At 38.2% G+C, this 12,805-nt stretch carries 9 protein-coding genes and 2 tRNA genes; 6 read left to right on the top strand and 5 right to left on the bottom strand.

All coding sequences use genetic code 11. The features are described 5' to 3' along the window. Positions 1-82: 82 nt before the first annotated feature. A complete protein-coding gene (locus tag CSC79_RS03615) occupies positions 83-286 on the top strand; it encodes a CPXCG motif-containing cysteine-rich protein (RefSeq protein WP_099294145.1) in 204 nt (67 codons plus the stop codon). Here the strand turns inward: CSC79_RS03615 and CSC79_RS03620 are convergent. Beyond that, the gene (locus CSC79_RS03620) at positions 283-909 is read right to left on the bottom strand and encodes a riboflavin synthase subunit alpha (RefSeq protein WP_099294147.1); all 627 of its coding nucleotides are present in this window, start codon (positions 907-909) and stop codon (positions 283-285) included. The genes CSC79_RS03615 and CSC79_RS03620 overlap by 4 nt on opposite strands. A 146-nt stretch (positions 910-1,055) precedes the next feature. Between CSC79_RS03620 and CSC79_RS03625 the strand changes: the two genes are divergently transcribed. The 5 genes from CSC79_RS03625 (at position 1,056) to CSC79_RS03645 (ending at position 5,083) form a co-directional block, all read left to right on the top strand. After that, on the top strand, positions 1,056-2,408 hold the full coding sequence (locus tag CSC79_RS03625) for an MATE family efflux transporter (protein ID WP_099294149.1): 1,353 nt from the start codon (positions 1,056-1,058) through the stop codon (positions 2,406-2,408). Positions 2,409-2,478: 70 nt separating this feature from the next. After that, the gene (locus CSC79_RS03630) at positions 2,479-3,453 is read left to right on the top strand and encodes a DUF3080 family protein (RefSeq protein ID WP_099294151.1); all 975 of its coding nucleotides are present in this window, start codon (positions 2,479-2,481) and stop codon (positions 3,451-3,453) included. Between the two features lie 118 nt (positions 3,454-3,571). Next, positions 3,572-3,648 (top strand) — tRNA-Val (locus CSC79_RS03635). A 46-nt stretch (positions 3,649-3,694) separates the two neighbouring features. Then, positions 3,695-3,771: transfer RNA gene (locus tag CSC79_RS03640), tRNA-Val, on the top strand. Between the two features lie 421 nt (positions 3,772-4,192). Then, positions 4,193-5,083, top strand: a complete 891-nt coding sequence (locus CSC79_RS03645; protein ID WP_237113949.1) for a transporter substrate-binding domain-containing protein — start codon at positions 4,193-4,195, stop codon at positions 5,081-5,083. Between the two features lie 34 nt (positions 5,084-5,117). On the opposite strand, the gene CSC79_RS03650 is transcribed toward CSC79_RS03645, so the two are convergent. The 4 genes from CSC79_RS03650 to prpF form a co-directional block, all read right to left on the bottom strand. Further along, complete coding sequence (locus CSC79_RS03650) at positions 5,118-6,989, bottom strand: hypothetical protein (RefSeq protein ID WP_099294153.1); 1,872 nt, start codon at positions 6,987-6,989, stop codon at positions 5,118-5,120. A gap of 9 nt (positions 6,990-6,998) precedes the next feature. Then, complete coding sequence (locus tag CSC79_RS03655) at positions 6,999-8,090, bottom strand: hypothetical protein (protein WP_099294155.1); 1,092 nt, start codon at positions 8,088-8,090, stop codon at positions 6,999-7,001. 63 nt (positions 8,091-8,153) lie between these two features. Then, positions 8,154-11,225, bottom strand: coding sequence for a hypothetical protein (locus tag CSC79_RS03660; RefSeq protein WP_099294157.1), 3,072 nt, complete (start codon positions 11,223-11,225; stop codon positions 8,154-8,156). Between the two features lie 398 nt (positions 11,226-11,623). Further along, positions 11,624-12,793 (bottom strand): 2-methylaconitate cis-trans isomerase PrpF, encoded by a 1,170-nt coding sequence (gene prpF, locus CSC79_RS03665; RefSeq protein ID WP_099294159.1) that lies wholly within the window; start codon positions 12,791-12,793, stop codon positions 11,624-11,626. Positions 12,794-12,805: the final 12 nt, after the last annotated feature.

The following is a 12,805-nucleotide window of genomic DNA, read 5'->3' on the forward strand; positions in this document are numbered from 1 at the left end:
AAACAAGACACCACCACAAAAGCACTCCAGACGCGTTATAAAGACAAGAGCTGCTTTTGTTGATTTGAAGGTTGGAGTATTTATGAAAAATCATCTATCACAACGAATTTGTTGCCCGCACTGTGGGCACCATATCCACGTAACCCTTGATGCCAGTGAAGGGGACCAAGATTACTTTGAAGACTGCAGCGCCTGTTGTAACCCTATTCATTTTAATATGCACATAGATCACGCATACAACAAAATAGAGTTACATATTGACAGCGATAACGAGCAAGTATTTTAAAGAGCTTGTTTAGCTAAGTAATTTTCAACAGTATTAATAATCGTGTACGTTTGTTGGTCTACTTCTATATTTAGGCGATCTTCAGCTTGAGCGTTACCAAGATTAGTTATTGCGAGGGTTTCGGGAATTAAATGAAGCCAAAAGCCAGTATCGTCTGTTTCTCCAACAGTTAAACTCGCTCCATTAATTGCTACGAACCCTTTATATAAAACGTATTTTTGCCATTCAGATGGTAATGTAAGCTTCATTTTACAATTGTCTTTGGTATGTATTATTTGCTCAATCACGGCGCAGCAGTGTATGTGGCCAGAAATAATATGCCCACCTAATTCTGCACCAAAAGTCATAGAACGTTCAAAATTAACTTCATCACCGTTTTTTAAACTTCCTAAATTTGTTAGTTTTAGTGTTTCATCAATTACATCAAAATAAACATGTGCTAATTGGTTTTCAGCCTGACTAAATTTAACCAGAGTTAAACAACAACCATTTATGGCAATGCTTGCACCAATTTCTAGCTTTTCAATATATTGTAAGTCTATTGAGAGTGTTAAGCGCAATACACCTTCACGCTGCTCTGTAGATAAAACGCTTGCTTTGCTTTGTACTATTCCCGTGAACATATGTTTAAATAACCTTATGAGCCTACATTTCTATAGTTTATAGAATAGTTTATCACTTTAGGATCAGTGAATCATCGCTGTTAACTTTTATTCTGCTATAAATCAATTACACTAGCGTTCATTTATTTTTATTTTTTGCGCACTCTATGAATTTTTGTAATTGGGAAGCTAAACGCCTTATTTCACTTGCGATCCCAGTATTTTTAGCTCAAGTAACACTCGTTCTGATGTCTGTGGTTGACACCATTATGGCAGGTCAAGTGAGTCCGACCGATTTAGCAGCCTTATCAATTGCTACAGGTGTTTGGAATCCTGCAATGCTTGCTCTACAAGGTATTCTACTCGCTTTAACGGGGATCATTGCGCAGTTCTCTGGTGCCAACGATAAAGCAAATATCAGCCATTATTTCCAGCAAGGGCTTTACCTCGCTATTTTATTAAGTGCTATTGGTTTTTCAATCGCTTTTTTTGCCGATATGATAATTCTAAGACTCAATACTAGCCAAGAAATTGCTGATATGGCTTTTGATTATATTCACTTTGTAAAGTGGGGGATTGTCGGTTTTTTAGTATTCAGTGTTTATAGAAATATCACTGAAGGTATGGGAATGACTAAGCCCGCTTTTTACATCAGTCTTATTGGCCTTGCAGTGAATGTACCCGCTAACTATATATTTATATATGGAAAATTAGGTATGCCTGCTTTAGGAGGAGCCGGTTGCGGAGTTGCAACTGCCCTTGTGTTTACAGCCATGGCAATTGTACAAGTAATATACTGCCAGTTTAGTAAAAAGATAGATGCGAAAGCTTTACTCGCTAATTTCAAAGCACCAAAGCCTTCAACAATGTGGGTCATCACTAAAGTGGGTATTCCTATCTCATTGGCCACCTTTTTTGAAGTTACTTTGTTTGCTTGTATACCACTGTTTATTGCGCATCTTGGCGCCGTGGCTGTCGCCGGACACCAAATAGCAGCAAGTGTAACGACACTGTTATTTATGATGCCACTGAGCTTATCTATTGCCATTAGTATCCGCATAGGAAATTTATATGGTCAACATCACCTTAAGCAACTGAAAGAAGCTGTTTCAACCAGCTACATACTGGCAATAATGATTGCCCTATTACTTGCAACAATCACATTTTTTGGTCGTAACCTGATTAGTCAGCTTTATACGGACGATGCACAAGTAATAGCGTTAGCGACCTCTATTATGGTTTTAGCGTGCATCTATCAGCTTCCTGATGCGTTACAAGTGTCTGCAAACGGCATTTTACGAGGCTTAAAGCATACAACCCCTATTTCGTACATTACGTTTATTTCTTATTGGCTTATTGGGTTTGCTTTAGGTTATGTTTTAGCACGAACAGATTTAATAGTGCCAGCAATGGGGCCTCATGGTTTTTGGATAGGTATTATTGTAGGCTTATCAGTAGCCGCTATACTTTTAATGTTAACAGTAACAAGACGATTTAAACGTGAACCATTCACTTCATAAAAGATTGTACCAACAATACAAACAGATTTTTTGTGCTACTAAGCTGTTTATATTTATTCTCCTGATACTAATGACGGGTTGCACTGAGCAACCCCGGGATATTCATCTAGAGTATCAAAAGCGCTTATCTCATACTGTAGATAAGCCATTAGTAAAAGCTGAAAAGCTAAGCAATATTCCTCAGACTGTGTTTTCGCTATTAAATGAAGACAAAATAAGTGTTGGTGTTTTGCAACTAGCACAACTTAATAAGTGCGCTTTAAGCACGCTAATCGCAGAACACAATTCTCAGCTTGGAAAACTCGCTACTCCTGCAAGTAGGCTGATTTATCAAATAGAGTTTATTAAAGCTGCACCTGCATGCTTAAAACTACTCGATGAAACATCAAATACATATCAACAAATTAGCGCTGCGTTATTAGATAAAAAAACTTTATTAGCTCATCATTTCAAACATTTTCTATATAATGATGTGGAACTAAAAAAAACATGGCAGCTTACTCATTATGAATTGGACACCAACTTTAATGGCTTAGTTGAAACAGAGCTTGCGCTTGAGCGTATAGCTACGATTAAGCAGCAAATAGATGTGGGTAACTATGAGAACATAAATACTCAGCACATTTATAAAAGTTTAGAGCAATTAAACCGTTTCAATTTTAATCAGGCATTAATAACAGCGAGTAGAAACCAAACTTATTTAAATGAGTTAGCAACTGATTTTTTAGAAAGTAACATCGAGCTAAGCGCACTTTGCGATCCACTTAAAAACAAAAAACAAGCAAAGATAATCAGTAACATATTTAAAAAGTTTTATCTTGAACAACTACAGCCCTATCAGTCTCAGCTTACAGGAGCGCTTGAGCGATTAATGCCCTACTACCAAACGTTATGGGGCGGTAGCATTGATAATCAAGATGCCTTAAGCAATTTGCTGTTAGATACAAGTACAAATAATTTACTCAACCGATTAAAAAAATCAGCTAAACACCATGTTGTTTGGTGGCAGGGTTTTTATAAACAGTGTGAAATCAGCCCAATATGAATAAAAAAACGGCAAACAAACCAAAAATGAACAATCGAGCTTGATTCGCCCGTAAACACGCTATATATTAGCTCCCGTTGTTAAGTATTAAGTACTTAACAATACTTAAATTTATGATACGACCGTAGCTCAGTTGGTTAGAGCGCTACCTTGACATGGTAGAGGTCGGTGGTTCGAATCCACTCGGTCGTACCAAATTTATTACTCCCGGTGATAAATCTAATTTAATTATTCATATTGTACGACCGTAGCTCAGTTGGTTAGAGCGCTACCTTGACATGGTAGAGGTCGGTGGTTCGAATCCACTCGGTCGTACCAACCTATTACTCCCATTGATATTTCTAGTTTAAATATACTTAATGTAAGCCCGTAACTCAGTTTCTTAGAGCGCTACCTACTCTTTATCCCCCGCGCCAGCATCGGTGGTTAAAATTAATTCAGTTGTACCAAATTTATTATCCCCGAAGATGAATCTAATTTAAGTATTCATATTGTAAGCCCGTAGCTCAGTTTCTTAGAGCGCCACCTACTCTTTATGCCCCGCGCCAACATCGGTGGTTTACATACACTCGGTCGTACCCGTTCTAATATACTTTGTTGTTCTTTAGCTTAAATTATACCTTTGTGTTTCACTCATACTTTTCAAACAAAAATAAGCAAACTTACGCGAGAACTTGTTATAAGCCGATTTCAGTCTAAAATTTAAATAGTGAGTTGATAGTTAAAATTAAGGGTTAAAGTGATAAAAAGCTTATGGTGTTTACTTTTATTTTCCAGCTTTACTTATGCATCCCCCCCAGCGATTAGTTTCATACAAGATAATGAGCTCATAACTGTAAAGGGACAACAAACCGATTATGGATATGGATACAATTTAGATGCCGATGAGGTGCTTAGGTTAGTAACCTTAAACTGGCCACCCTATATTGACGAATCTCTGTGTGATTTTGGCTGGGTTTTTCAAGTTACTGTTGAAATGCTTATCTCACAAGGATATGGCGTAGATGTTGAGTTTTACCCTTGGGCACGTGCAGTAAGAGAAGCAGAGTTAGGTAAAGCTGATATTTTATTCCCAGAATATTTTATTGATGATTCAGCTAAATCTGATAACGTACCAAATAAAACACGTAATGAAGTACTGGCTTTATCTGCACCAATTCCCGGTGGGGATCTATCTCTTATTACGCTAAAAGATAACAACATCCAGTATGACGGCTCACTCAATTCGATTAAAAACGAAGTCATAGGCGTTGTTAGAGCCTATAAAAACACTATTGAACTAGATAAATTCATTGATAACAATCAAATTGCAACGATTGTCGTAAATAATGAATTTCAACTCGCTAGATTATTATTAAGTAAACGAGTTACCTTGATTGTGGCTGATCTTGACTCACTGCTAGCCAGTGTTGACAAATCACCTATGTCTGCCAATCAAAAACAAATTATTAACAGCTCGTTAGTAGCCTTAAAGCCCAGCTTAGAATACAAATATTTGCATTACTCCGTTAGTAAGAAAAAAGCAAACTGGAGGTCAATATTACAAGCTATAGATTCAAAAATTGAAACTATGAATAAAGAAAGAACATTTGAGCAACAAATAAAAGAATCAAGTAGAAGATGTAAGTAGATCACTTAATAACTTAAGTGATCTACTTGTTATATTAAAATAAAGATTCAAAAGTACCATCAGGGAATAAAATGCCAGGGGCCCCTCTTACTGCGGTAACATCAGCAATTTGCGTGTCACCAAAGTAAAGTCCACCACTAAAATTACGCCCTTTTTGCTTAATATCAAGCCATCGGCCGTGTTGCCCTTTTATAACGGCATTGGTATTTTCACCTACCTGACGAATAGCAATATCTAATGGCTGTTGGTCTAGCGTAACAAATATGTTTGCATTGTTAAGCTCATCCAATTTATTCATATCTCCAGCATAGGCCATTTTAAACCCAGGCGCACCATTTAGAGGCATATCTAGCAGTAAAGAAAATGCAATATTTGCCGTCTCTTCGTTTATAAAAGGTGTTTTTTCAATTGCTTGAAAAGTAATTCCTGTCGTTTGAATATCTGAAGAAATTACACCTTCAAAATCAAAACCTGATATGACAGTCAACAATTCCTCAAATGGACTAACAAACCTATCAATATTAGCTGTAAGCTTACCTTGTACTTGGCTCCCCTCTTTCTCAAGCATCATTGTAGTTGCCACTTTTGCAATGCCAGTTACTTCATCTTGATTAAAATTAAAGGGGTCATCAGTTCCATCGAAATCTAAAGTTAACTCAGAAACGTCAACGGTAAGCTCTGTCATGCCTCGGGTCACCTTAGCACTTACTTCACCATTGATTTGATTACCTAATACGCTGCTTATTTGCCACTTTGGAACATTAATATCTATTTGTACTTGGTGATCATCATATTCACCCGATATTTGCCATGTGAAAGGAGACTCTGCATAAATAACATCTAATTTACCAATCTTGTATATGCCAGATTCTGTATTGGAGGCGGGTGAGAAATTTGATAAAACATCAAACATGGCATTCGTAAAAGCCAACACTGTTTGTTGCGAATCATCATTTAGTAATGTCTCAGCCTGCGTTAACTTTTGCGTTAGTTCATCACTATACTTTTGCTCTTGAAGCCTAATTACAGCAAGTGCGTCTCGTACATCATCCAATAACTGGCGTGAGTCCAGCGCAGGTACTGTTTGCTCTGTGTCTTTTAAGCCTTCTGCGTTTGCCAGTGAAAAAATGCGTTGCTTTACTTGACCCGCAACCGTTTGTACTAGTTGGTTGCCTTTTACATTCAGTAAGTTTTCAGCTAAATATTGTTGCGCATACCGCTCATAAGCCTCTATGCTCACTTTAAATCCAGTAATTTCCTCAATTTGCGGATTTTCTGAATTGAGTTGTGCTTCAATCTCCTTAGCCTTTTGAAGAACCGCGCCGAATGTTAAGGCGTTTGTCAGTACCTCGGCTTCTAAATTATCATTTAATTGGCTATGTGTAAGATGAAAGAACTCAGTTGCACTCAAACTTGCTAAGGTAAGGTCTAAGTTTTCGGCATTGCTTAGTGCACTTACCGGTGAAAGATAGACATTGTTATTTCCCGGTGCGGCTAAAAATTTAGCAGCATAATCCAAAGGTATATCCATCATTTCTTGATAATCAAGTCGTCGGTTACCATTTTTATCATTTGGATTATCACGACCTGTTCTGCCACACCCATCAAAACTTGGGCACGGAATTGATGTAGAGTCTGATATAAACTCAACCTGATGAAATTCCAGGCTCGTTAAATCCAGAGTTACTGAGTTGATATCATCAACCTGCAGCGTTGTTACTTGTGCTGTTTGCTCGTTTTTAATTTTTAATGTACCAGCTGGGCTCTGCCAAGGAGCAATATAAAAACTAACCTTAGACGTTGTTTGAGGTAATGACATAGCATCTGTTGAAGCAGCATCATCAGATGAACTACCACACCCTACAAGCACTGACAGCAAGCACATAGGAATTATTTTTTTTATCATACTCGCCTCTTAAAATGCAAATTTCACATACCAACTTACATTCGCGTAGTATGCTTTGTCGATATCTAGTTGATCTGTTTGTACGGTAAAACCTAAGTAGTCGTTTTCTACTCCCACTAATACCGCTTCACTATTTGTTTCATATCCGGTGTATGCTGACCAATGATCCCAAAAATGAACAGCAGCTTTTAATTGAACAAATGTATCTTTGTCATAACGCTTGAATCTAACTTGCGTAGAATATTTATCATTCAGTCTATAATCGATATACGCTTTAAAACGCGTCGCCATTTCAAAAGTATGTGTTTTCTCATGGCCAAGCTCTGAGGTAGATAAACGAATAGTTGGTTGAGACACGATTCCACCGTCTGCAGCTTCACTAAATGGCACCTCGGTGGTATAGCCATTTACAAATCCACTTTTTTCGTATTCCGTTTCATAGAGTAAATCTTGGATAAGTAAACTAACTGATAAATCTTGATTGATATCCCAACTTGCGGCTAAGTCTAAACTGTAACCCATGCCTGATGGATTTTCGTCTGGTGTAAAACGTTTGAATAAAATATCTTTGGAAAAGAAGTAATCCACTTCTAAAGCGCCTTGTATTTCATTACTGTAAACAGTACCTTGTACATGTGCGTCCTGAAAGTGTGTGCTAGCAAATACTGTCAACTTAGGAGTGATACTAAGTGCATCAGACTCTAAAAATTTAAAATCATAAGACAAAAATAAACCATTGGTTGTTGACTGTTTGCCATTTAAATCATAAATATAATCTCTTTCTTCAAAAGCCAAATCATTTTTTTCTGTGTGTAAATAGCGCGCAGTATCTGGGTCAAAACTTAATACATAATCGAAACGGCTTTGATAACCTACTTTAAAATTGCCATAGCCTACACCCAACTCAAAAACATTATAAGTAAAGGCACTGTCGCCAGATGTGAGTGGCGCATCAAAATCGTCGATAAATGCTTTAACCGGTTGTGCTTCAGTGTAAACTTCTGAATCTAATGTTGAGAAAAATTGGAAATCATTATTTGCGTGGATGAATGGGGAAGTTAATAATGTTGAAAATCCTAACGCGAGAATTTTTTTTTTCATACTTTTACCACTTGTTATTATTTTAGTTAAGAGGGAGCAAGTCACTCCCTCTTATTGTTACTTTTACTTAGACGAATCTAAGAAAGTAATATCTGTATAATCGATGACTTCGCCATCAAAATATTTAACAGATATACCATTTGTTATTTCTGTAACCTGTCCGAATTCCATTGCCATACCGTTAAAATCAGCATTCACGAACCCTGAGAAATCTTCACCATCTGGAGCGCCAATGAACATCTGGTAACCAAACCCTGTATGTAATTGAATTTCTAATCCGTAAAAGTCTTCTTCATAGTTACCGTCAATTGAAATAGTTGCGGTAAAATCAAGGTCTGAAGTTATTCCAGAAGCCGTGATTGCAGCTAAGTTATATGAGTCAACTCCTACTAACGAAAGTGTACCCACAAAACCAGAATCACCATCAATAATTTCGACTCGGCTCCAACCATTTACAGCCAATACAGTCCCGTCAATCGCCGTATCAGAGTTAACTTCTTCTTCAAAGTCAATTGCTAAACATGAGTCAGATTGCTCTTTAGAGATGGCACCATAATAAGCATCAACACAATCTTCTAAAGCATCACTCATGTTCGGTAGTGTTTCGATCTCAATAACTGCACCATCTTCACTTTTTATCATACCGCCAAAAGCAAAAATGAGTGCTTTATTATTAATAGAGCCATTCACACTTACCGACTCACCTGTTACCGAGTTTTCTAAATCAAGCTCTAAATCGTCCTTATCGAAACTATAAGTCCAATCAGGGTAACGAGTAGAAACAACATCAGTACCTTCATCGCCGTAATCCCATGCTTCTGTTAGCACATCATAGATGACTTCTGAGATATCGAATAATGCCTGACCACCTGTTTTTGTGACTATTGTTGCACTACGTGCTTGGTCTGTTCCAAGTTTAACTTCAACAAGTAGATTGAACTTATCAACTGTCATTTGCGCATTTGATTTAAGTTCTAACGCTGCCGCTAAACCAGAGCTTGCTTCATTTGACACCAAAGTCGCTAAATCAGAGCTATCACTCGCAGCTTCAATTAATGATTGCGCTAAATCTTTGTCAGACTGTTCTGTAGCAATCTCCAAAAGTGCATTTGCAGCAGTATCTGCTTGAGTAGCCGCTAAAGATAGACCTTGAGAAGCTAATGTAGCTGCATTTGCAGAAGTAATTGCACTTTCAGCCGACTGCATAGCAATCTCAGCATTTTCCTTTGTATCTAGCATCGCAGCTTCCACTGCGATTAGTGATGTTTGTAGCGTAGACTGTGATGATAAAACAGAAGTTCTAGCTTGTCCTAAAGCTGTATCTGCAGCAGATACATTATTTTTAGCTACTTCAATAGCAATACCTAAAGCTTCAACTGCTTCATCAGAGCGAGTTACTTCCGCCTCAACGCCAACTATAACTGCGTTAATAACATCTAATTGAGTTCGTGCTGAAGCAGCAAGGGCAGCTGAATTATCAATTAACTGCTGGTACTCATCACCTAGATCTGAAGCTGTAGACTCAATACCAACTGCAGTATTCACTAACGCGTTAAGCTCAGTCTGAAGTGTAATATAACCCTCTTTTTTACCAGAAAGTGCAAATACACTTTCACTGTATGTAATCACTTGATCAGTCGTTTCAAGCCCTGCATCACCAAGCTCTTTTACTTTTGCAACTTCTGATACTCCAGCTTCAACAGCCAAAGTAGCAGTTTCTAATATGGTCGTTTGTTCTGTAAGCGAGGCTTCTAATTCCGCAGCAACTTTAGCAATTAAATCATCACCCACATCACAGTTTTCTTCACAACCAATTTTTTCAAGAGAATCTTTAACTTCTTTAGCTGTTTCTTCTAAATCTTCATCAAGGCCAGCTTCTTTTGCTTTAGCTTTAACTTCTTCAACCGCTTTTGTCGCATTTTCTTTTAATTTTGCAATGGCTTCAGGGTCTGTGATACCCAAATTCTCAGCAACTTTCGCAAATGCTTCATCAACGCCTTCACCTGTCACAACGGCTGCAAAAATGAGACTTGTATTTTCGACTGCTTTTTGTAATTCAGCTGCAATTTGTTTAACGGCATCGTTATCACTGTTTCCGACTTTACCTTCCTGCACAGCTGAAGAAAGGTTTGAAATCATATCACTTAATGAACCATTAGCACCCGCTCCAGCAACAGACTGAAGTGAAACCGCTGTTTGAATTAATGCAAGTGTTCCTGCATCTAACGAATCACCCTCACCGATATCAGTAAAGTCAACTGCACCACCTAATGAAATATCGCCCAGTAACCCTGCTGCTTTAACTGCTGCATCAGGTCCAATTACTTGAATAAGAGTTTTTAAACTCGCCGCAGCAATCGATTCATCTGAAACAGCATTACCGCTTTTAGCATCATCAACTAGTAGCTTCGCTGCAATACTTGTATACAAAGTCAGGTTTGCTAAGTATGTGCCATTAGAAGCATCATCACCTTCAGCAAAACGAGGGCCAGATGCTTTACTTTCTGCTGAAGCCTCAGGTGCTTTGATAAACTTAACTACTTGAAGAGCTAGGTCATCTTTATACCACTCACCAAAATCGATTGCGGTATCACCATTATTCATCATTGAAGCTTCTTCAGAAGCATCCGGCGCAGTATCATAAGAACCACAACCAGTAAATGAATCACACTTAACAAAGCTATCATCACCTTCTTTTGCCGTTGTTACGGTGATATTCAGAGGCCCAGTAAAAGTATCTTCGATGAACAGTGTGTAACCACCATTTGCAGAGGTCATGACTTGTTCTGGGTTAGAAGCAACTATTTTTTCTAATGCACTCGCATCAGCATCTGCTTGAGACGTTGTAGACTCAGCCGAGAAGCTTTCATCGGCAGCCGCTAAACGGTAAGCAACGGGCACAGTTTCACCGGCTTCATTAAGCGTACTAACGGTTAGCTGTGCATTTTTTAAAGAACCCTTTACTGCTTTACCCGAAACTTGGGTATTAAAGCTTGTTGTCACTTCAGCATTGTAAACAGTTACAGGATCCGGCTTTGTGTATTTATTATCATTATCCGAACCACAACCTGCCAAGCTAAGTGTGAATACAACAGAAGCCGCAATTGGGGTGTATTTTATTATTCTATTCGCCATGTAAATCTCCTTGAGCGCTTGTTAGCAATTAGCATTACTTAAGCTAAGAATACATTAATACAGCTTAACGTTTAAGTTAATATTTTGTATCAAACTGTACATATTAATGTAATGAGCTGTTTAAAATTTTAGTTTCATAAACTTAACATTAATATATGACAATTTACTGTAAATTGTAATTTTTATTACATTATTGGGTTAAGTAAATTTAAATACATGTTTATAAATATTAAATTTATATATATCAGTGAGATATAAAATTAAGAGGATGGAAATATCATCATAAACATTTAGATAAACCACTTATAATAGACTTATAAGTCAAGATTAACCCTTTCCGTTTACATTCATTAACAGTTGTAACAAGTGCCCAAGGGATTCTTAGGCACTTTTAGTCATTATTTTATAGGAACGTGAACTACCCCTTGCATGATAATTCTTGCACTTCGACTCATACTGGCTTTGGTAACTTGCCACTTATTATTGACTAACTTAGCCTGTGCGCCGACTTTTAAAGTACCCGATGGATGACCAAAAGTAACTTCGCTTAATGCGCCGCCACCAGCGGCTAAGTTAACTAAAGTACCGTCAATAGCAGCAGCGGTGCCTATTGCAACCGCCGCGGTGCCCATCATTGCATGATGAAGCTTACCCATCGACATAGCGCGTACCACTAGATCAATATTAGAAGCCGATATTTCTTTTGCGCTTGATGCAGTGTAAGAGATTGGCTTGTTAACAAAGGCTACTTTTGGTGTGTGTTGACGCCCTACCGCTTCATTAATATTATTGATCAATCTCATCTTAACTGCTGCATGAGCACGAATAGACTCAAGCTTTTTAAGCGCAGCGTCGTCGTTGTTTATAGCATCCTGTAGCTCTGTGCCGGTATAGCCAATATCCTGTGCGTTAACAAACACAGTAGGAATACCTGCATTGATCATTGTTGCTTTAAGTACGCCAAATTCAGGCACTTCAAGCTCATCAACTAGATTGCCTGTTGGGAATAATGCCCCATCGCCGTCTGCTGGGTCCATAAACTCAAGTTTTACTTCTGCTGCTGGAAATGTCACACCATCGAGCTCAAAATCACCGGTTTCTTGGACTTCACCATCAGTAATTGGCACATGCACTAAAATAGATTTTTTAATATTAGCTTGCCACACTCGCACTATCGCTATTCCATTTTTTGGGATACTTGCCCCATCAACTAGCCCGTTACTAATTGCAAAAGCACCGACCGCTGAGGTGAGATTGCCGCAATTACCGCTCCAATCTACAAAAGGTTTATCAATCGCGACTTGGCCAAATAAGTAATCAACATCGTGATCGGGTTGCTCACTTTTACTTAAGATAACCGTTTTACTCGTGCTTGATGTTGCTCCGCCCATGCCATCAGTTTGTTTGCCATAAGGATCAGGGCTACCAATTACACGAAGTAATAACTCATCACGAGCAGAGCCCGCCACTTGGGCGGCCTCTGGTAAATCCGTTAAATTAAAAAACACGCCTTTACTGGTGCCACCACGCATGTATGTCGCTGGCACTTTAATTTGTGGTTTAAACATAAATGTGCGTCC

Source organism: Pseudoalteromonas sp. 3D05 (assembly GCF_002723455.1).
In the GTDB taxonomy this organism is placed as follows: Bacteria; Pseudomonadota; Gammaproteobacteria; order Enterobacterales; family Alteromonadaceae; genus Pseudoalteromonas.